The organism is Hymenobacter arcticus (genome assembly GCF_054779975.1).
Genome location: NZ_BAAGXF010000002.1, coordinates 79,716 through 99,138, shown reverse-complemented (window position 1 = coordinate 99,138; position 19,423 = coordinate 79,716). Strand labels below are relative to the sequence as shown.

Genomic DNA, 19,423 nt, shown 5'->3' with positions numbered 1-19,423 from the left:
TAGTTACGCATTCCATTCAGGAGCTTACAACCAAGCCGCCTACTCATGAAAACGTTACTCGAAAGCTGGGTGCGCCGCCGCAACCCCGAATTTGCCCTGCACCCGGCCGTGAGCGTCGGCGTGCTGCTGAGCTTCGGCCTGCGCACGGCGGGCAGCCTGCTGCGCGGCAGCCGCCTGTGGCTGCGCGGGCGGGCCTCGGGCGGGGCCATGCTGGGCCGGGGCGTGCGGTTTCAGCACCTCGGGCTCATCCGCTTTGGGCGCTGGCTGAAGGTGGGCGACTACGTGCGCTTCAGCGGCCTGGGCACGGGCGGCCTCACGCTGGGCGACCGCGTGAGCATCGGGGCCTTCAGCCAGGTTATCGTGTCTACTTCGCTGCACGAGCCGGGCCGGTTTATTGAGCTGGGTAGCCGGGTGGGCATCGGCGAGTTTGCTTACCTGGGCGGCGGCGGCGGCCTGCGCATCGGCGACGACTGCATTATCGGTCAATACTTTAGCTGCCACCCCGAAAACCACCACCACGCCGACTACGCCGCCCCCATTCGCCTGCAAGGCGTGTCGCGCCAGGGCATCAGCATCGGCCCCAACTGCTGGATTGGCAGCAAGGTGACCGTGCTCGACGGCGTCACCATTGGGGCGGGCTGCGTGGTGGCGGCCGGCGCGGTGGTCACGCGCTCGGTGCCGGCCGGCAGCGTGGTGGCCGGCGTGCCGGCCCGCATCATCTCCAGCCGCGTGCCGGCGGCCGCGCGCCCCGAAACCTACGCCGACCTTCTTCCCCAACTAGCATGAAAACCATTCTTATCACGGCCTACGCCGTCAATCCCTACAAAGGCTCGGAAGACGGCATGGGCTGGAATTTTATTCTCCAGGCCGCTCGCTTTCAGAAAGTTATCGCCGTGACGCGCGAAAACAACGGCCCGCACATTGCCCGCTACCTGGCCGACAACCCGACCGTGGCCGCGCAGGCCGCCGGCGTCGAGTTTCTGTATTTCGACCTGCCGCCCTGGACGCGCTGGTGGAAGAAGGGCCCGCTGCTGTCGCTCATCTACTTCTACATGTGGCAGCTGGGGCTGGCCGTGTGGCTGCGCCGCCAAAAGCTGGCCGTGGACGTGGTGCACAATCTCAACTTTCACAACGACTGGACGCCCTCCTTCCTGTGGCTGCTGGGCCGGCCGCTGGTGTGGGGGCCCATTGGGCACCACCCGCCCATTCCGGCCAGCCACCTGGCCCGCTACGGGGCCGCCGCGTTTGCCAAAGACCGCGCCATCGGCAGCCTAAAGCACGTTTTCTGGGCCCTCGACCCGTTTTTGCGCGTCACGCGGCGGGCCGCCGGGCAGGTGCTGTGCATGAATTCGGCGGTGGCCCCGCGCCTGGGCCTGCCCGCCGCCCGCTACGAGATTGTGCCCTCGGTAGCCGTCGATTTGCCCCTTGCCACCCCCACCGACACGGCTCCCAAGGCTGATTTCACGGTGATGATTGCCGCCCGCATGGTGCCGCTCAAGGGCTTCGACATGGTGATTCTGGCCTTCGCCAAATTTTACCACGCCCTGCCGGACGAGGAGCAGGCCGGGGTGCGGCTGCTGCTCATCGGCAGCGGCCCCGAGCAGCGCCGTCTCACCGACCTGCTGCGCGCCAACGGCCTCGGCGGCTGCGCGGTGCACCGCCCTTGGCTCGACCGCCAGGAGCTGCTCGGCCTCTACGCCGAGGCGTCGGTGTTCTTTTTCCCCTCGCACGAGGGCGCGGGCATGGTGGTGGCCGAGGCCATGAGCTACGGCGTGCCCGTGCTCTGCTACGAAAACGAAGGCCCCGGTGAGCTCACGCCGGCCGCCTCCGGCCTCAAAGTGCCCTACCGCGCCTTCGCCCAAAACGTGGGTGACTTTGCCGAGCGCCTGTCCTGGCTGCATACCTCCCCGGCGCTGCAGGCCGCCGAGGCCGCCCTGTGCCGCCGCCACGTGGCCCAGCACCACACCTGGGAGCGCCGCGGCCGCCAGCTCCAGCGCATCTACCAGCAAGCCCTGGCCGCTTGATTATCAAGTAGTAATGAACAGTGAGCAGTTGTTAGGCATTTCGCTGATTTCTACTAGTCACTGCTTACTCCTTACTAACTGCTCACTGATAATTGCTCATTGTTCATTGCTCATTGTTAATTGAATTCCCATGTCGCGCATTATTGCTGTTCATCTACTCAACGACCGCAGCGGCAGCCCGCTGGTGCTGCGCCAGTCGCTAGAGGTGCTGGCCCAGGCCGGCCACGCCATCGACCTGCTCACGGCCACGCCGGGCGCGCCGGGCTTCCTCAGCGACCTGCCCGGCGTGACCACCCACCCGCTGGCCTACCGCTGGTCGCCGAGCCAGTGGCGCACGCTGCTCCATTTTGCCCTGGTGCAGTGCGTGATTTTCTGGAAGGTGTGGCAGCTGGCCACGGCCGATAGCGTGGTGTACGTCAACTCGTTGCTGCCCGCCGGGGCGGCGCTGGCCGCCCGCTGCCGGGGGGCGCAGGTGGTGTACCACCTGCACGAGGTGTCGCTGCGGCCCGCGCCGCTGCGCTGGCTGCTGTGCCAGGTGGCCCGGCGCACGGCCCACCGCCTGCTCTGCGTGTCGGAGCATGTGCGCACGGCGCTGGCCCTGCCCGTGGCCAACCAGCAGGTGGTGTACAATTCGCTGGCCCCCAGCTTTGTGGAGCAAACCAACCGGTCGTTTTTGTACCAGCACGCCACGCAGCCCTTCACGGTGCTGATGGCCTGCTCGCTGCGCGACTACAAGGGCGTGCCCGAGTTCCTGGCCCTGGCCCAGGCCCTGCCCGAATTCGCCTTCGAGCTGGTGCTGAACGCCCCGCCCGCCGCCGTGGCCGCCTACGCGGCCCAGCACCCGGTGCCGGCCAACCTGCGCCTCTTCCCGGCTACCGCCGACATGCACCCGCACTACCAGCGCGCGGCCGTGGTCGTCAACCTCTCGCGGCCCGACGAGTGGGTCGAAACCTTCGGCATGACCGTTTTGGAGGCCCTCAGCTACGGCCGGCCCGTCATTGTGCCCCCCGTGGGCGGCGTGGCCGAGGTAAACGAGCAGGCCCGCACCGGCTTTGCCCTCAACGGGCGCGACCTGCCGGGCCTGGTATACGCCCTGCGCCTGCTGCACGCCCACACCGGCCTCTACACCCGCATGGCCGTGGCGGCCCGGCTGCGGGCCGCCGCCTTTGCCCCCGAGCGCTTTGCCGCGCAGGTGCAGCAGGTGTTTGAGCAGTTGCGGCTAGCTACCCCGCCCGGCGCCGCGCCGGCGGCCCCTGCTCCGCTGGCCCCGGCCCGGCGGGCCGTGCCAGCGGCTTCGGCCGAGCTGGCAGCGGCCTAAAGCTACCACAGCCCTAAAGTACAGATTGACAAATACTTACTTGCGCGCTATCGCCAAAAGTTTATCCCTTATTTCCCAATGTCTGTTCCTAAAAAAGTAGCCATCATCGGCACCGTGGGGCTGCCCGCCTGCTACGGCGGCTTCGAAACCCTCACGGCCTACCTCGTCAAGCACCTGCACCACCAGCACGAGCTCACCGTGTATTGCAGCGGCAAAAAATACCCCAAGGCCGAGCGCCGCACGCACTACGAAACGGCCAAGCTGGTGTACCTGCCCTTCCAGGCCAACGGGGCGCAGAGCATCATCTACGACTGCGTGTCGATTCTGCACGCACTGTTTTTTGCCGATGTGCTGCTCATTCTGGGCGTGCCGGGCAGCTTTTTGCTGCCGTTCGTGCGCTGGTTTACCAACAAGAAAATCATCGTATCCATCGACGGCATCGAGTGGCGGCGCGACAAGTGGAACCGCTACGCCAAGTGGTTTTTGCGCTGGTCCGAGAACCTGGCCGTGCGCTTTGCCCACGCCGATATTTCCGACAACGACGCCATCCAGAACTACACGGCCCGCGCCTACAGCACCCGCAGCCGCGTTATTGAGTACGGCGGCGACCACGCCCGCAAGCAGCCCATCACCGACGAGTACCGCGCCCAGTACCCGTTTCTGGCCCAGCCCTACGCCTTTAAGGTGTGCCGCATCGAGCCCGAAAACAACGTGCACCTGGTGCTCGCCGCCTTTGCCGAGCTGCCCAGCTACAACTTCGTGCTCATTGGCAACTGGGCCAACAGCCCCTATGGCCGCGACCTCAAGGCCGAGTACGAACGCTACCACAACCTGCACCTACTCGACCCCATCTACAACCAGGCGCACCTCGATGTGCTGCGCAGCAACTGCTACGTGTACATCCACGGCCACAGCGCGGGCGGCACCAACCCCTCGCTAGTCGAGGCCATGAGCCTGGGCCTGCCCGTGCTGGCCTTCGATGTGTCGTTCAACAAAGCCACTACCGAGCACAAGGCGGTGTACTTTGCCAGCGGGGCGGCCTTGCGCCACCACATCGTGCACACGCCCGTGGGCACCTGGATGGCGCTGGGCCAGCAGATGCAGGCCATTGCCGAGCGGCGCTACAACTGGGCCGTTATCGCCAAAAAGTATAACTACCTCATCGAAAAGGTTTTATCTCCCCCTGGCGCTCGCCCCCACAAGGCGCTGCACCCCCAGCTCAGCCAACTGCGCCAGGCCGAGCTGCTTCAGCACCAGCTGGGCCAGTACGCCGCCCCCACCATGTTCTACGAAGATGACCTCTAATGGTCGAGGTTATATGTAAAGTACAATTATAAGCCAAACACTTTTTTGGTGTTTTAAGCTTAGATAGTGGAGTTTAAATCCATGCTATAAGAAAATAACTCAAGAAAAATTTGTGCTTTTTTAAGTAAAACGCCCTTTTTATGGTGTTCCATTATCTTGGCATTATCTTACATCACCTAACCACCAACGCGTAGGTGAGCAGCCGTTTATGGGCCTCTCCATTATCCTATCTGCGTTCGGTGCTTCTTCCCGCTCCCTATCATTATTCTCCGTACCTAGCCGTCAGGCTATCCCAGCGTTTTTTCACTACGTGCGTAGTGCTTGCGCTATTTGCTAGGCTACCACTTAGCCCAAGCTCCTGTGCAGGAGCCAGGCCGGGTGGCGCAGTAGCTTATCAGGAGTTGTTCGGGTGACACCTTTGTCCTTCTTACCCTTACATTTTTGTTCAGGAATGGAGATACCTTTTACTATTTTTATCGTCGAAGACGACCCCTGGTACGGGCAACTGCTGCACTATCACCTCTCGCTAAACCCTACCGACCAGGTGCACCTCTGGACGTCGGGCCAGGAGTGCTTGGAAAACATGCAGCTGCAGCCCGACGTGGTGACCATCGACTTTTCGCTGCCCGATGTGAGCGGCGATAAGCTGCTGCTGCAGCTCAGGCAGCGCTGGCCCGAGGTACCGGTCATCGTTATCAGTGCCCAAAACAAGATTACTACCGCCGTGCAGCTGCTCAAGCTGGGGGCGACCGAGTACCTGGTAAAGGATGACAATACCAAGGACTTGCTCTGGAACACCATCCAGAAGCTGCGCGTGACCACCGACCTGCGCGCGCAGGTGAAGCGCCTCGAAAACCAGCTGCAGGATAAGTACGACTTCAGCAAGATTTTGAAGGGCAACAGCCCCGCTATTCACCAGCTGTTTGGGCTGATGGAACGGGCCGCCCACACGCCGGTTACCGTATCGGTAACGGGCGAAACGGGCACGGGCAAGGAACTGGTAGCCAAGGCTATTCACATGAAATCGGGGCGCCATAAAAAGCCGTTCGTGGCCGTGAATATGGCCGCCATTCCGGCCGAGCTGCTCGAAAGCGAGTTATTCGGGCACGAGAAGGGGGCCTTCACGAGCGCGGTGGCCCGCAAGATTGGCAAGTTTGAGGAAGCCAACGGCGGCACGCTGTTCTTGGACGAAATCGGCGACCTGAACCTGGCCATCCAGAGCAAGCTGCTGCGGGTGCTGCAAGAGCGCGAGCTGCAGCGCGTGGGCGGCAACGACCGCATCAAGCTCGACGTGCGCCTCATCACAGCTACCCACAAAAACCTGGCGGAAGAGGTGAAAAACAACAACTTCCGCGAAGACCTGTACTACCGCATCATTGGGCTGCCGCTGGTGCTGCCGCCCCTGCGCGAGCGCGGCCAGGATGCCCTGTACCTGGCCAAATACTTCGTGGATGAGTTTTGCCGCGAGTATGGCAGGCCGCCGCTGGCCCTGGCCCCGGCCGCCCTCGACAAGCTGCGCACTTACGACTACCCCGGCAACGTGCGCGAGCTCAAAACCATTGTGGAGCTGGCCGCCGTGCTCAGCAACGGCCACGAGATTGAGGCTGTCGATATCCTCTTTGCCCCAGCCGGGCGCGACGCGGGCTTCCTGGCCTCCGAAAAAACGCTGCGCGAGTATACCCGCACCATTGTGCGCCACTACCTGGAGAAGTATCCGGGCAACGTGCCGCTGGTGGCCCAGAAGCTCGACGTGGGCAAGTCGACCATTTACAAGATGATACAGGACGGCGAAGTATAGCTGCCCCGCTTTTTTACCCTTCCTCTTTTTCGGTGCTTTTATGTCTTCTGAAGAGCTGACGGGTGCGGCCCTGCGCCACACATTGGGCGAGCGTGAGGCTGAAATAGCCCAGCTGCGGGCGCAGCTGGCCGCCGCCCAGGTGGCGGCCACCAGCCCCTACCTGGGCGATTTGCCTAACTTCCTGGCCCAGATGCAGAGCTTGTTTGTAGGGGTGATAACTGCCGACCAGAAAGGGATGCTCCACTGGGTCAACTCCCGTTTTCTGACCCGCAGCGGCTGCCGGCTGCCGCAGCTTGTGGGCCAGCCGCTGCACTGCCTGCTGGCCCACGGCCCCCTCGACGAGGCCACCCAGGCGCTGCTGGCCATGGGCATGGCCGGTGGCCTCTCGTTCCAGTTTGACCTACCCGACCCCTGCCCCGGCTACGCAGGCGGCTGGCTGCGCGTGCGCATGCAGCCCCTACGGCGGCCGGCGGCCGATGGGCTACTGTTTGTGGGGATGCTGGAAGATATTTCGCAGGAAAAGCGCAACCAGCTGGCTCTGGCCGAAAGCGAGCGCCGCTACCGCGAGCTGGCCGAAAACGTGCCCGGCGTGCTCTACCGCTGGCGCGTTCACCCCGATGGCACGCTCACCACACTCTACGACAGCCCCAAGGCACAAACTATTTTTGGGCTGCTGCCAGCCGACTCGACGCGCCTGCGCGATTACGTGCACCCCGATGACCTCGGCCGCTGGCAGGATTCGGTGGCGGCTACCACGGCGGAGAGCAGCACTATTGCCTGGGATTTTGAGGGGCGGCTGGTGGTGCCGGGCCAACCACTGCGCTGGATGCGCGGCCACGCCACCCGCTCGTATAGCGATGCCCAGGGCGACGTGTACAGCGGTATTATTCAGGATATTACCCCACTCAAGCTGGCCGAGGAAGCCACCCGGCAAGGCAAGCTGCGCCAGCGCTTGGCCGTAGACGGCCTGGGCGATGGGGCCTGGGAATACAACTACCAGCACCGCCGCCTCACCATCTCGGCCGAGTACAAGGCCATGGTGGGCTACGCCGACCACGAGTGCCCGAGCGAATACGTAGGCTGGAGCCACCACCTGCACCCCGAGGATGTGCAGGTGGTGGAGGCGGCCTGGTGGGCTTACTACCAGGGCACCACCGACACGTTTTCCTGCGAGCACCGCCTGCGCACCCGCAGCGGCACTACTAAGTGGGTGCTGAGCCGGGCGCTGGCCACCAAGCGCGACGCGGCGGGCGAGCCGCTGCTCATCACGGGCATCAATACCGACATTACGGCCAGCAAGCAGGTGGCGGTGGCGCTATCGATGGCGGCCCTGCGGCTATCGACCACCATTACCAGCCTGCGGCGCGGCATTTTGCTGGTCGATGAAAATCAGCGCATTGTGCTCACCAATGCGTCGTTCTGCCAGATTTTCAACCTCACTACCCCGCCCGAAGAGCTCATTGGCCTGCCCCACCATACCCTGGTGCAGCAGCTAAAGCACAGCTTTGGCCAGGAAGTAGATTTTCTGACCCACCTGCGGGAGAATATTGAGAGCCAGCAGCCCCACAACAACCTGGTGAAGCTGCGGACGGGCCGCGTCATCCGGCACGACTTCGTGCCCGTGCGCGATGGGGCTACCAATATCGGCTACCTCTGGAAATTTGCCGACATTACCGAGCGCCACAATGCCGAGCAGGTGCTGAAGCGCCAGGAAGAAAAGTACCGCAACATCATCGACAACACGCAGCTGGGCCTAGTTGAGATGGACCTCAATCACCGGGTGCTCTACGCCAACCAGAGCTACTGCCAGATGGTGGGCTACGCCCCCGAAGAATTGCTGGGCCAGCCGCTGCACCCGCTCATCATCCGGCCCGAAAATATGCCCGCCCTGCGCGAGCGCGTCACCGACCGCCGCAATGGTATTACGGGCTCCTACGAGCTGGAGGTGCACACCAAGCAGGGCGAGAACAAGTGGCTCTTTATTGGGGCGGCCCCGCTCTATGACGAGGCCAAGCAGCCGATAGGTACCATCGGCATCAACCTCGACATTACCCACCAGAAGGCCCTGGAGCAGCGCCTGCGCGAAGCCAAGCAGCAAGCCGAAGACTCGGCCCGCGCCAAGGAACTGTTTTTGGCCAACATGAGCCACGAGATTCGCACCCCCATGAATGCCATCATGGGCATGAGCCAGCTGCTGGCCAAAACGCCGCTGGCCGGCAAGCAGAGCAACTACCTGCACGCCATCACTACCTCGGCCCAGAACCTGCTGGTGATTATCAACGACATCCTGGACCTCTCGAAGCTCGATGCCGGCAAAATGACCATCGAGCGGGTGGGCTTCAATGTGGCCCGCCTCTGCGCCCAGATTGAGAAAACGCTCCTCTACAAGGCCGAAGAAAAGGGCCTGCGCCTCGTCATCAAGGTGAGCCCGCTCATCCCCGACGTGGTACTCGGCGACCCCTACCGCATCACCCAGATTTTGCTCAATCTGGCCGGCAACTCCGTCAAGTTTACGCCCAAGGGCGAAGTCACCATCGAGTGCGAAGTGGCCGGCTACCTCAACGGCGAAGTCATCGTGGCCTTTGTGGTGCGCGACACCGGCATTGGCATCGACCCGGCCTACCTGGAGCATATTTTTCAGGAATTCAGCCAGGAAGATTCTTCCATCACCCGCAAGTTTGGGGGCACGGGCCTGGGCCTGAGCATCTGCCGCAGCCTGGCCCGCCTCATGGGCGGCGAAATCTACATCGAGAGCGAGAAGAACAAGGGCACCGTGAGCTACTTCAGCCTGTTCTTGCCCATTGGCACGGTGCACGACCTGCCGCTGCGCAAGTCGACCGCCACCGAGCTGGGCCGCCACTCCGAGCTGCGCGGCAAGCAGGTGCTGCTGGTAGAAGACAATGAGTATAACCGCTTGCTGGCCAAGACGTTCTTAACCAATGCCGGCCTCGAGGTAACGGAGGCCTGCCACGGTGCCGAGGCCGTGGAGCAAGTGCAGCACCAGTCTTTCGACCTTATTCTAATGGACGTGCAAATGCCGGTGATGGATGGCTTTGAGGCCACCGCCGTGCTGCGCCAGCAGTTCGGGCTAACCACGCCCATCATCGCCCTCACGGCCTCGGCCATCAACGGCGAGAAGCAAAAATGCCTGACGGCCGGCATGAACGACTACCTCACCAAGCCCTTTTACGAGGACGAGCTGCTCACCCTGGTGCACGATTGGGTGCTGGGCTCGCACAGTTCCACCGAGCCCGGCGAGGTGGCCCCCCCCATGCCCGCCGCGCCCGCCCCGGCCCTGTATAAGCTCGATATTTTGCTGGACACGGCGCGCGGCAACCAAAAGTTTGTGGTGATGATGCTGCAAACCTTCATCGACGGCACCTACGCCGCCCTGCGCGACCTGGGCCACGCCCTGCAAGTGGGCAACGTGCAGGCCCTGCAGGCCACCGCCCACAAGCTACGCCCCAGCCTGGTTCATTTGCAGATTCAACCCGTTGTAGCCCTCATGGATAGCCTGGAAGGCTGGGTGGGCCCCTTCAGCTACGACGACCTGCAGCCGCTGGTGGAGGCCAGCGACCAGCGGCTGCGTGAAGTACTAGCCAGCATGAGTGCCGAGCTGGAAGCGCGCCGGGTGCCCAGCGAAGCCGTGCCAGCTAGCCTCTAGGTAATAGTGCCTGCGCTATTACCTAGAGGCTAGCTGCCCGCAGTTGCCCCTACTGCACGGCATCGCCGCGCAGCCGGCGGAAGCGCTTGCGGGCCTCGGCCACGTAAATGCTGCCGGGGTATTTGGTGAGCAGCGTTTGGTACAGCGTCTGGGCCCGGGCCTTGTCCTTGAGGTTTTCGTCTTGAATCTCAGCCGTTAAGAACAGCGCATCGTCGCTGAGCACGTCGTATTTGGGGTTGCCCGTAAGCTGCCCCAGCGTGGCCACGGCGGCGGCGTAGTCGCCGGTGCGGCGTTGCAGCTTGGCCTTCAAATACAGCGCATCGTCGGTGAGGGCGTGGGTGGGGTACTTGCGCAGCAGCGCATCGAGCCCCGTTTCGGCCTGCGGAATCTTGTTCTGAAATACCAGCGCCTCCACCGCCGCGTAGTCCTTGAGGGCCAGGCCCAGCGTGTCCTCCGCCGTACTCTCCTGGATGAGCAGCGAAAGCTGCATGGCATCGTTGGCGATTTCGCGGGTGGTGGCTTCCTTCAGGATATCCAAGTGGCTCTGAGCCAGCTTAAAATCGGCGGCGAAGTAGCTCAGCCGGGCGTTGCGCAGCTTGGCCTCGTAGCCCAGCGGGGCCTCGGGGTGGGCCTTTTCCACCTGCGAGTACAGCAGGGTCGCCTCCCAGGGCTCGCCCTTGAGCAGGTATAGGTCGCCGAGGGTAGTTTTGGCCTCATCTACCACGTCAGTTTCGGCGCGGGGCATATCAATCACTTCCTGCAACAAGCTCATAGCCTTAGGCTTATCATCAAGCTGAAACGCGTAGAGGTTGGCCAGCTGGCGCATCACCGGGGCCGAGGCGGGCGTGCGGCCCAGCTCGGTGAGCAGCGCCTGGTAGTCGGCGGCCAGCGCCCGCACCTGGGCGAGGTCCACGGGATAGGTGTCGCGCACCTGGGCCTCGCGGGCCTGCAACAGCACCTGCCGGGCTATCTGATAATAAGGGCCGCTTTTGTACTCGCGCACCACGTATTGGCAGGCGGCAATGGCCGTGGCGTAGTCGCGGTTGCGCTGCGCAATGCCCGCCAAACTCAGCACCCGGGCACCCTGCGCATTGGTGCGCCGGTCGAGGGCCCGCACCTGCACCAGCGCGCCCGTAAAGTCGTGGCGCTGCACTTGCAGCCACAGCAGCAGCTCGCTATAGGCGTTTTGGTCGGGCTGGGCCTGCACCTTAGCCACCAGCAGCTTCTCCAGCGCATCAAAGTCCTTGTCTTCGCGCAGGGCGTTTTGCAGCATGTTGCGCACAAAGGGCAGCTGCTGCTCGTCGCGCTCCACCAGGCGCAGGGTTTCGGCCAGCAGCTTGTCCTGCTCCTGGCTCTGGGTGTAGAGCTGGATGAGCTGGGGGGCGTATTCGGTATTGTTCTTGGCCAGCTCACGGCCGCGCAGGTAGCTGCGCTCGGCCCAGGCGGGCAGGTTGCGCTTGCCAAACTCGTCGGCCACGGGCACCACCTGCGCGGTCGTGAGCTGGCTTACCATGCGCTGGTACTGCTTGTCGGCCGCGGCGGGGTCGCCAGCGGCCGCGTACAGTCCGCCCAGCGCCACGCCGTAGCCACCCTCCTCGGGGTGCTGCTTGATGGCTTTTTTGGCCAGCTTTTCGGCGTCCTTGTAGCGCTTCAGGCTTTGGAGAGCGGCTAGGTAGTCGGGCAGCACCGTAGGAGCCGTCTGCTCGTCGCTCTTGAGCTTTTCAAACAGGAAGACGGCCTTCTCAAACTCGCCCCGGCGGGCGTAGTCGCGGGCCAGCGTGGGCGCGTCGATGGGCGCCCAGCTGCCCGGCCGGGGTGGACCGCCCGGCATGTTTTGGGCATGCAGGGGCCCCGCCAACGCCAGCCAGCAAGCCGGCACCAATACAGCCGCACGCATACGCAACTTGATTTTCATAATCTGGCAACGCCTGAGGGTAAGTGGTTTGTTCAACGCCACCCGCTGGCGGCGGGTGCCGCTAGCCTGGCCTATATTAGGCACGAAGTGAGGTGCGAAAGTAGCCGTTAAAAAGTACTGAACCAGCGGCAGGCAGGCCAGCCGGATAGCCACCGAGCGCCGCACGTTGCACAAGCAACGCCGCAACGAGGACGGCTACATTAAGGTCACGGTAGTGCGAATGCTAGCCGGCGAATGGAACAACGCTGGAAACCGCCTCGGGGCGGCGTTTTCCAAGGCGCGGCTGGCGAGGTACTTTTATGCGGCGGGGTCTTCTTTTCAAGGAAATTATTTTCAGATAAAACTCTGTACAGCAGAATTTTATCTGAATTTTACTCCGCTGCTACTACGATAATATTCTTATGCACGACGCGCTCCTGGCCACCATCCGCCACGCCATCGCCCTGGCCCCGGCCGAGGAAGCGCTGATTTGCGAATGGTTTGTGCCCGAAACCCTGGCGAAGGGGGACTTCTTCCTGCGGGCCGGTGAGGTGAGCCGCAAACTGGGCTTCGTGCGGCGCGGGGTGCTGCATTACTACCAAAGCCGCGATGGCCAGGACTGGACCTATTACTTCGGCCGGGAGCAGGAATTTGTGGGCGACTACGAGAGCTTTTTGCCGGCCCAGCCGGCCGCGCACGCCATTCAGGCCCTGGAGGAGGTAGAGCTATTGACCATTTCTTACGACAAGCTGCAATGCTTTGCGGGAGGGCGAGCGGTTTGGCCGCCTCGTGGCCGAGGCCCTGTTCGTGAACGTATTGCGCCAGCTCACCTCGTTTTACGAAGAGACGCCCGAACAGCGCTACGCCCGCTTCTTGGCCACTTACCCCGACTTGCAGCAGCGCATTCCGCAGTACTACATCGCCTCCTACGTCGGAGTCAAACCGCAGTCGCTCAGTCGGATACGAGGCCGCGCCGCCTCGTAGCCCGCGCCGCATTTATGCACTTGGGTGAATGACTACCGGGTTGCCACGGCCAGACCTTTGTGCTGTACCAATCCTCTCGCTGTCATGCGTCGCACCCTCACCCACAGCCTCGCGCTGCTCACCGGCCTTGGGCTGATTTTTATTGGCCTACGCTTCCTGCTGGCTCCCCGCGCGGGGGCCGAGGGCTTCGGGGTTTTTCTGCCGCCCGCCGATGTGAATTACGCCTTCCACTACGCCAAAGGCATCCGGGACGTGTTTTCGGGCCTGCTCCTCGTTGCGTTTGCCGGGCTCGGCTACGACCGGCCCCTGGCGTGGGTCGCGCTGCTCGGCACCCTCATTCCCTGCGCAGACTTGGCTATCGTGCGGGCCCAGCCCACCGCCACGCTGGCCTTGGAGCTGCCGCACCTGCTGGCCATTGGCGTGCTATTGGGCGTGGCGGCCTCCTTGTTCACCCCTGTCCGTTCCGCATCCCAAGCGGCGGGGCAGCTTACTCAGTAATGGTCATGAGCGCCGGGTGGTCCTCCTGGCTGGTGGCCCTGGCCTTGCTCAGCAGCGGTGTCGTATACGGCACCGACGTATTCTTTGCGCTCGTCGCCCGCCCCGCCCTGCGGCGGGTGGATGCGGCTAGCCTCACGCAGGTGCTGGGCCACCTGCACGCCGTGGCCGATGCCCGCATGCCGGTAGTTGGGGTTACGGCCCTGCTCAGTACCAGCGCGCTCTTTTTTACGGCCGGCGGCTGGCCAACGCTGCCCGGCCGCCTCGCACTGCTGGCGCTGGCCGGTTTACTGACGCAGCTGGCGGCTTATGTAGCAGTTGCCCAGCCCGTTAATAAGCGCCAAACCGCCGCTGCGCTCCAAAACCAAACGCCCGCCGATGCCCGCGACCTGCAACGCCGCTGGGACAGTGTTATCGGCCTGCGCGCCGGGGCCCTCACGGTGGCGGTGGCTGCCTTAATCGGGGTCGCCATGCACTTGCTCCGCTAATTTTTAGCACCACAAAAAAAGGGACTGCACCCGTAGGTACAGCCCCTTTTTTTGTGGTGCAGTGGCCTAGAAGAACTTCGAGCGGTTGTCCTGCACCTTGGCCTGGCCCTTGATAGCTTCGGAAATGAGGGCATCCTGGCGCTGCTGGCGCTGCTGCGTGAGCTGCTGGCGCACCAGCTTCAGGTCGCCGGGCGTGGCGGGCAGCACGCTGCTGCCTTCCACCACCAGCACGCCCTGCTCGCCCTTGATGGGCGCCGACTTCTGGCCCGCCTTCAAAGCAAAGGCGCGGCCCACCGCGTCGGGCTCAAAGCCTACGTTCGGGATGGTGCCCTGGCCCTGGGCTACGCCCTCGGCCGTTTGCACCTGCGCGCCGGCCCCGGCCACTTTGGCCAGGTCTTCGAGCGTTCCGGTTTTGCCTTGCAGCTTAGCCACTAGGTCTTTGCCTTTCAGCTCATTGCGAACCGCGGCCGTTAGCTCAGGGCGAATGCTCTCGATAGTAGCCGTGCCCTTGCTGCGCGAATCGGTAACGGCGGCAATGATGTGCTGCTCGCCGATGTCAAACTTGCGCACGTCGCCCACTTTCGTTTCGGCGCCGCCGTCGGGGTTGAAGCCGAAGGCCCAGCGCACCAGCTCACGCGAGCCGGGCAGGTTGCCCACCGTCGGCGCATCGCGGGTGATGAATTTGGCTTCCTGCTTTTGCAGGGTCTTGTCTTTGGTAGGCAGGGCGCGGAAAGCATCCAGAGTAGTGGCATCCGATTGCAGCTGCTCGGCGCGGGCGTAGGCGGCTTCGCGGGTGGCGTCGCTGGGCTGCACCGACTTCAGCACTGAAGCTACCTGGTAGGTATTGTCGGTCTTTTTGCCAGTCACCTTCACAATGTGGTAGCCAAAGTTGGTTTCTACCAGCGTGGGCAGCAGGCCCAGGCCGGGCGCCCCAAAGGCCGCCTTGCTAAACTCGGGTACCATGCTGGTGCGGTCGAAGTAGCCCAGGTCACCGCCCTTGTCCTTGGTGCCGTCGGTGCCGTACTGCTTGGCCATGGCGGCAAAGTCAGCGCCGCCCTTGATTTTGACAAGGATTTCCTGCGCCTGCGCTTTCACGGCGGCTTTGGCGGCCGGGGTCATGCTGGGCTCCGTTTTGAACAGGATGTGGCTGGCGCTTACCGTAGGCTTGGGCTTTTCGCCGGTTATCTTGTACACCGCCAGCGTGTTACCAATCACATAGGGGCCATACACCTGGCCCACTACCAGTGGCTGCTTAGTGAGCTGCTGGGGCAGCTGGGCGGCCGTGAGGTAGGCGGGGCTGTAGGGCTGCTCCGAGTTGGAGCGCACAAACAGCGAGTCGTTGGGTGCGGTGCGGAACTGCTGGGCAATGCCATCGATGCTCGTGCGCAGGGCGGCGCTGTCGGCCTTGGTGGCCGTTTCGGGCACCACGATGTATTCGATGCTGCGGCCATCTTCCACCTTGTAGCGGCCTTTTTGGCGCTCCAGGTAGTCGGTCAGCTGGGCATCGGTGGGCTTGAAGGCCGAGTCCGACACGCTGGAGTAGGGCACGAACAGGTAGCGGAAATTCGCCTTGGCGTTCTGGGCCTGGTCAAACTGCTTGGCCTCGGCCGTAGTCACGTACACCGAGTTCTTGAGCAGGGCGTTGAACTTGTTTACCGGGCCGTCAAAATCGCGCAGGCTGGCTTCGAAGTTGTGGAACGCGGCCTGGGCATCGGGCGGCAGCTTGTCGAGGTTTTTGAGGTAGTCGATGAGGCGCGCCTTGTCAAACTGACCCGTTTTGGGGTCCGTAAAGGCTTGGCGGATAGCGGGGTTAGGGTTATCGCCCTGCACCATGTCCACCATCTCTTCGTCGCCCACGGCCAAGCCCAGCTTGTCTATTTCGGGCTGAAAGGCGCGGCGGTATAGCAGCTGGTTCCAGGTTTGGTCGCGCAGGTAGTTCAGGGCCTGCTCATCGGCGGGGCGGCCCTGCTGATTCGCAAAGTTCTGCTTGGCTTGCTCCAGGGCGGCCGTGAATTCGGGCAGCTCAATTTTGCTGCCGTTCACCTCGCCTACTGTCTGGCCATTGCCACCAAAAAGCCGGTTTTTTCCTCCCACCAAGTCGCCGCCCACAATGAAGAGCAGCATCCCGATAGCGACGGCGCCTACGGCCACCCCCGACTTTTCCCGAATCGTGTTAATTAAAGCCATTACTTACCAAATACTAAACTTAATGCGGTGGCCCGAAGCCAAAAAGAGGCGCAAAATAACCATGAATCGCCCAAACTATCAAGCTACTGCCCCCGCGCCCGGCCCCAATGTTGGTTGGCCGGCCCTAGCGGCGCTTCTTATTTTTCTTGGCGGGCTTGTTTAGGTCCGCCACTTGCTGGGCTACCTCGGCTTCCTTGGCGCGGCGGGCCTCCTGCTGCCGCCAGTAGTTGAGCGGCAGCCAGCAGGCCAGCGATATCATAAATATCCAGTAATTACCGCCCAAATCGCCCTGCAAAATGGTTTGGTAAACCCCAATCACGAACGATACCACGCCTAGGGCAAACATTACCGTGCGCGCCAGGGATTTATCAAATTTCATATCTTACTGACTAATAACATCTTACTTATACCTCAAAAAGAACGTCATGCTCATCTGGCGTCCGCTTGCCGAAGCATCTCGCTCGCATCGCTGCAACGGTTCAGACGAGACGCTTCGGCAAGCGGACGCCAGATGAGCATGACGTTCTACCTAGCTGATAACCCATTACCCACCAGCGTTTTACTTCCCCAGGCTCTTGGCTTGGTCAAGTGTGAAGGTGCCGATAGGATTGAAAAGCCGGTAGCTCGAAAAATCCTGGTTGGCGCTCATCCCGTTGCCAGTGAGCACCTCAGTAGGCGTTTGTATCCGCACAAACATGGCGCTATCGGTATAAATTTTCTGCTTGTTACGGTCGTAGAACAGCTCTTCCGTAGCGAGGGTTTGCTGCTGGGGCACGTTGGCCACCTTCACCGCGCCGCGCATAATGTAGAGCTGCTGGGCATTGTCAAACTTAGCCCATTTGGCTACCAACGTGTTGACGGTCAGCTTACCCGGCTTGTCATAAAACGTCACCGTTACGCCCTTAGGATAGAGCCGGTCGCTGTTCTCGAAGTTCTGCTCCAGCGGGGCCGTGAGGCGAATGTGCAGCCGGGCTGAATCGCTGAGGAGCGTCACCACGTTGTCAGTTTCGAGCAGCGGGCCGGTGTACACTATCCGCTTGGGGGCAGCGTCCTTTTTACCGCAACCCGCCAGCAGCAGGCCGGCTGCCAAGGCGCCGGCCTGCCATAAGTAGCTCATTTTCACGATTATTGCAGGCGGCGCTTGATAAACCAACGGTTGCTAAGCGTGGCGCCGATTTGCATACGCACGTAGTCCTCTTGCACGTTGCTCGCGCCGTTGTTGCCAATGAGGAAATCAGTGTTGCCGCGCTTACCATAGGCAAAGCCCAGGCTGATAACCGTCGATTCGAGGGCCGTGGCCGTGGGCAGCGGGAAAGCAAAGCCCCAGTGCACGGCGCGGTCGTAGAGGCGGTTGCCCAGGGGCGCGTAGGGGAGCTGCGCCACGCTTAGGCCCAGGCGGTAGGTTACGCGCTGAAAGTAGTGGTCAACCGAGCCGGGGTCAGGCGTAAACTCGCCACCCGTGGCTACGCGCCACGTGTTGCTCAGCGCCTGGGGCGATATCAAGCTAAACGTCTTAAAATCAGACCACTGCTGGCGCGACCCATCGAGGTTGAAGCTCCAGTTGCGGCCATTGTCGAGCGAAAAGCCCAGCTGCGACATAGCGGGCGTGGTAGTAGTGCCGCTATCGTCGGAGAGCTGCACCACGGTACCAATCACGGCACCATTGGCATCCTGCTGCTCGGTGGTGCGCTGCCGGTTGGCCTTCAGGTTGGCCTGAAAGGTTTGCACGGCTCCCAGGTTCACGTTCAGGTTTTTGTTGATTTGGTGGCGGTAGTGCGCCGAGGCCCGAAACAGGAAGTCGGCGTAGCGCAGCTGCTCATTGGCCACCACCAGCTGCTGGGCCGCAATGTTGGGCGTGCTGATGGCCGTGCCCTCGCTCTGCGTGATGGTACCAAACAGGTACGAGGCACTGCCCCCCAGGTTGAGGTCGCGCAGCACGTGAATGCCCGTGGCAAAATACGCCTCCGACAGCCCACCCGAGCCCGTGTACTTTTTGAAGGCTTGGGCCAGCGGGTCGCCGTTTACCGAACCGGTAGTAGTAGCATCATAATCTACTGAGCTATAAGGCTTTAGGCCTACAGCTGCACCCCAGCGCTTGTTCAGCGGCACAGCCAGCGCGAGGTAGCCCAGCGTGCCGGTGCCGTTGCGGCTGGAGGCCACAGTGTTTTTCACCGTCTGCACCTGCGCATTGAACACGGCTTCCCAGGTGGTGCGCGGCGTGTAGGTAAGCAGGGCGGGGTTCAGCTCGTTGACGTTGCCCGTGTTGGGCGCGGCCAGGCCCGTGCCGCCCATGCCCAGCTGGCGCACGCCGCCAAAGTTGCCGTAGCTGTCGCCCAGGCCAATGCGCGAGTAGGGCGAGTTGCCCAGGCCCTGCCCAAAGGCCGAGCCGGCAAACAAAGTAGCAGCGGCCGTTAGCAGGGCCCCGGATAGTTTTTTAGTTGTCAACATTATAGCGTAAAATCTTATCCAAGCCCAGCAGCACCAGTTCTGGCACGGCAAAGATACGGCCAGCCAGCGGGGCAAGCGCGGCGGCCAGGTACGGGGCATCGCCGCCGGTGAGTACCAGCGCCAGCTGCGGGTGCTGCTGGCGGTATTCGGCCACCAGCCCACGCACCTCAGCCGCCGTGCCGCGCACCACGCCGCTCAGCAAGCAAGAGGCCGTGGAGTTGCCAATTAGTTGCACCACCTCGCTGGGCGGCGGCAGCTCCAACAACGGCAAGCGGCCCGTAAACGTGTGCAGCGCCTGCAAGCGCATACGCAGGCCCGGCGCAATGCTGCCGCCGTGGTACGTGCCATCGGCCGTTACCAGGTCCAGCTTGAGGGCCGTGCCGGCATCGAGCACCAGTGTGGCCTGGCCCGGCCGCAGGCTGGCAGCTCCCACGGCGGCGGCTAGGCGGTCGGGCCCCAGCGTCTGGGGCGTGGCGTAGGCATTGCGCACCGGCACCGGCGTAAAACCGGGCCGAAATGGCAGAATGCGTTGGAGGCCGCCAGTGGCCGCCAGGGCCGCCAGCCAGGGCTGCGTGTCCACCTTATCAGCCACCGACGACAGGATGGCCTGCGCCGGCTGCGTGCGCTGCCACAGCGCGCCCAAGTGGGCCGGTGCCGCCAGCACGCCACTCTCCCGTAGTCCTTCCGGCCCGAATACGCCGTATTTCAACGCCGTATTACCCAGGTCAAGTGCCAGCGTAATCATCTGTAAAATGCCCTAAAAACAAACAAGGGGTTGTGAATACCAACGCACGCGTTAATATTCACAACCCCTTACC

Annotated in this window: 16 protein-coding genes and 1 pseudogene; 10 read left to right on the top strand and 7 right to left on the bottom strand. The window is 62.7% G+C overall.

The genetic code is table 11. From position 1 onward, the window contains the following. Window positions 1-45 precede the first annotated feature (45 nt). The 6 genes from ACYVGC_RS04005 (at window position 46) to ACYVGC_RS03980 (ending at window position 10,109) form a co-directional block, all read left to right on the top strand. Window positions 46-786: an acyltransferase gene (locus ACYVGC_RS04005; protein ID WP_460582498.1), complete on the top strand. Its 741-nt coding sequence runs from the start codon at window positions 46-48 to the stop codon at window positions 784-786. Further along, complete coding sequence (locus ACYVGC_RS04000; protein WP_460582497.1) at window positions 783-2,024, top strand: glycosyltransferase family 4 protein; 1,242 nt, start codon at window positions 783-785, stop codon at window positions 2,022-2,024. The genes ACYVGC_RS04005 and ACYVGC_RS04000 overlap by 4 nt, the downstream gene beginning before the upstream one ends. Before the next feature lie 130 nt (window positions 2,025-2,154). After that, window positions 2,155-3,342: a glycosyltransferase family 4 protein gene (locus tag ACYVGC_RS03995; protein ID WP_460582496.1), complete on the top strand. Its 1,188-nt coding sequence runs from the start codon at window positions 2,155-2,157 to the stop codon at window positions 3,340-3,342. A gap of 78 nt (window positions 3,343-3,420) precedes the next feature. Further along, complete coding sequence (locus tag ACYVGC_RS03990; protein WP_460582495.1) at window positions 3,421-4,647, top strand: glycosyltransferase family protein; 1,227 nt, start codon at window positions 3,421-3,423, stop codon at window positions 4,645-4,647. Between the two features lie 451 nt (window positions 4,648-5,098). Then, complete coding sequence (locus tag ACYVGC_RS03985) at window positions 5,099-6,445, top strand: sigma-54-dependent transcriptional regulator (protein ID WP_460582494.1); 1,347 nt, start codon at window positions 5,099-5,101, stop codon at window positions 6,443-6,445. Window positions 6,446-6,485: 40 nt separating this feature from the next. Beyond that, the gene (locus ACYVGC_RS03980; RefSeq protein WP_460582493.1) at window positions 6,486-10,109 is read left to right on the top strand and encodes a PAS domain S-box protein; all 3,624 of its coding nucleotides are present in this window, start codon (window positions 6,486-6,488) and stop codon (window positions 10,107-10,109) included. Between the two features lie 49 nt (window positions 10,110-10,158). Here ACYVGC_RS03980 and ACYVGC_RS03975 read toward each other — a convergent pair whose 3' ends face one another. Together ACYVGC_RS03975 and ACYVGC_RS03970 are read right to left on the bottom strand one after the other, a co-directional pair. Continuing rightward, window positions 10,159-12,024 (bottom strand): tetratricopeptide repeat protein, encoded by a 1,866-nt coding sequence (locus ACYVGC_RS03975; protein WP_460582492.1) that lies wholly within the window; start codon window positions 12,022-12,024, stop codon window positions 10,159-10,161. Window positions 12,025-12,395: 371 nt separating this feature from the next. Beyond that, a complete protein-coding gene (locus ACYVGC_RS03970; RefSeq protein ID WP_460582995.1) occupies window positions 12,396-12,596 on the bottom strand; it encodes a hypothetical protein in 201 nt (66 codons plus the stop codon). On the opposite strand from ACYVGC_RS03970, the pseudogene ACYVGC_RS03965 reads away from it, so the two are divergent. From ACYVGC_RS03965 to ACYVGC_RS03950, 4 genes and pseudogenes are all read left to right on the top strand, one after another. Beyond that, window positions 12,507-12,698 (top strand): annotated as a pseudogene (locus ACYVGC_RS03965) (Crp/Fnr family transcriptional regulator); the annotation flags it as partial. The gene ACYVGC_RS03970 and the pseudogene ACYVGC_RS03965 sit on opposite strands and share 90 nt — an antisense overlap. A gap of 64 nt (window positions 12,699-12,762) precedes the next feature. After that, the gene (locus ACYVGC_RS03960; RefSeq protein ID WP_460582994.1) at window positions 12,763-12,987 is read left to right on the top strand and encodes a cyclic nucleotide-binding domain-containing protein; all 225 of its coding nucleotides are present in this window, start codon (window positions 12,763-12,765) and stop codon (window positions 12,985-12,987) included. A gap of 84 nt (window positions 12,988-13,071) precedes the next feature. Further along, window positions 13,072-13,485, top strand: coding sequence for a DUF4267 domain-containing protein (locus tag ACYVGC_RS03955; RefSeq protein ID WP_460582491.1), 414 nt, complete (start codon window positions 13,072-13,074; stop codon window positions 13,483-13,485). 5 nt (window positions 13,486-13,490) lie between these two features. Continuing rightward, window positions 13,491-13,970, top strand: a complete 480-nt coding sequence (locus ACYVGC_RS03950; RefSeq protein ID WP_460582490.1) for a hypothetical protein — start codon at window positions 13,491-13,493, stop codon at window positions 13,968-13,970. A gap of 66 nt (window positions 13,971-14,036) precedes the next feature. On the opposite strand, the gene ACYVGC_RS03945 is transcribed toward ACYVGC_RS03950, so the two are convergent. The 5 genes from ACYVGC_RS03945 to ACYVGC_RS03925 form a co-directional block, all read right to left on the bottom strand. Then, window positions 14,037-16,157, bottom strand: coding sequence for a peptidylprolyl isomerase (locus ACYVGC_RS03945; protein WP_460582489.1), 2,121 nt, complete (start codon window positions 16,155-16,157; stop codon window positions 14,037-14,039). A gap of 124 nt (window positions 16,158-16,281) precedes the next feature. Continuing rightward, entirely contained in the window at window positions 16,282-16,536 is a 255-nt protein-coding gene (locus ACYVGC_RS03940) for a hypothetical protein (protein ID WP_460582488.1), read from the bottom strand. Between the two features lie 180 nt (window positions 16,537-16,716). After that, entirely contained in the window at window positions 16,717-17,274 is a 558-nt protein-coding gene (gene lptC / locus ACYVGC_RS03935) for an LPS export ABC transporter periplasmic protein LptC (protein ID WP_460582487.1), read from the bottom strand. Between the two features lie 8 nt (window positions 17,275-17,282). After that, the gene (locus ACYVGC_RS03930; RefSeq protein ID WP_460582486.1) at window positions 17,283-18,605 is read right to left on the bottom strand and encodes a hypothetical protein; all 1,323 of its coding nucleotides are present in this window, start codon (window positions 18,603-18,605) and stop codon (window positions 17,283-17,285) included. Beyond that, window positions 18,592-19,350 (bottom strand): type III pantothenate kinase, encoded by a 759-nt coding sequence (locus tag ACYVGC_RS03925; RefSeq protein WP_460582485.1) that lies wholly within the window; start codon window positions 19,348-19,350, stop codon window positions 18,592-18,594. Before ACYVGC_RS03925 ends, ACYVGC_RS03930 begins: the two co-directional genes overlap by 14 nt. Window positions 19,351-19,423: the final 73 nt, after the last annotated feature.

What these genes read in the sequence shown, in the direction of transcription:
- ACYVGC_RS04005 (WP_460582498.1), top strand. Translation starts at nt 46, where the DNA reads ATGAAAACGTTACTCGAAAGCTGGGTGCGCCGCCGCAACCCCGAATTT.
- ACYVGC_RS04000 (WP_460582497.1), top strand. Translation starts at nt 783, where the DNA reads ATGAAAACCATTCTTATCACGGCCTACGCCGTCAATCCCTACAAAGGC.
- ACYVGC_RS03995 (WP_460582496.1), top strand. Translation starts at nt 2,155, where the DNA reads ATGTCGCGCATTATTGCTGTTCATCTACTCAACGACCGCAGCGGCAGC.
- ACYVGC_RS03990 (WP_460582495.1), top strand. Translation starts at nt 3,421, where the DNA reads ATGTCTGTTCCTAAAAAAGTAGCCATCATCGGCACCGTGGGGCTGCCC.
- ACYVGC_RS03985 (WP_460582494.1), top strand. Translation starts at nt 5,099, where the DNA reads ATGGAGATACCTTTTACTATTTTTATCGTCGAAGACGACCCCTGGTAC.
- ACYVGC_RS03980 (WP_460582493.1), top strand. Translation starts at nt 6,486, where the DNA reads ATGTCTTCTGAAGAGCTGACGGGTGCGGCCCTGCGCCACACATTGGGC.
- ACYVGC_RS03975 (WP_460582492.1), bottom strand. Translation starts at nt 12,024, where the DNA reads ATGAAAATCAAGTTGCGTATGCGTGCGGCTGTATTGGTGCCGGCTTGC.
- ACYVGC_RS03970 (WP_460582995.1), bottom strand. Translation starts at nt 12,596, where the DNA reads ATGCAGCACCCCGCGCCGCACGAAGCCCAGTTTGCGGCTCACCTCACC.
- ACYVGC_RS03955 (WP_460582491.1), top strand. Translation starts at nt 13,072, where the DNA reads ATGCGTCGCACCCTCACCCACAGCCTCGCGCTGCTCACCGGCCTTGGG.
- ACYVGC_RS03950 (WP_460582490.1), top strand. Translation starts at nt 13,491, where the DNA reads ATGAGCGCCGGGTGGTCCTCCTGGCTGGTGGCCCTGGCCTTGCTCAGC.
- ACYVGC_RS03945 (WP_460582489.1), bottom strand. Translation starts at nt 16,157, where the DNA reads ATGGCTTTAATTAACACGATTCGGGAAAAGTCGGGGGTGGCCGTAGGC.
- ACYVGC_RS03940 (WP_460582488.1), bottom strand. Translation starts at nt 16,536, where the DNA reads ATGAAATTTGATAAATCCCTGGCGCGCACGGTAATGTTTGCCCTAGGC.
- lptC (WP_460582487.1), bottom strand. Translation starts at nt 17,274, where the DNA reads ATGAGCTACTTATGGCAGGCCGGCGCCTTGGCAGCCGGCCTGCTGCTG.
- ACYVGC_RS03930 (WP_460582486.1), bottom strand. Translation starts at nt 18,605, where the DNA reads ATGTTGACAACTAAAAAACTATCCGGGGCCCTGCTAACGGCCGCTGCT.
- ACYVGC_RS03925 (WP_460582485.1), bottom strand. Translation starts at nt 19,350, where the DNA reads ATGATTACGCTGGCACTTGACCTGGGTAATACGGCGTTGAAATACGGC.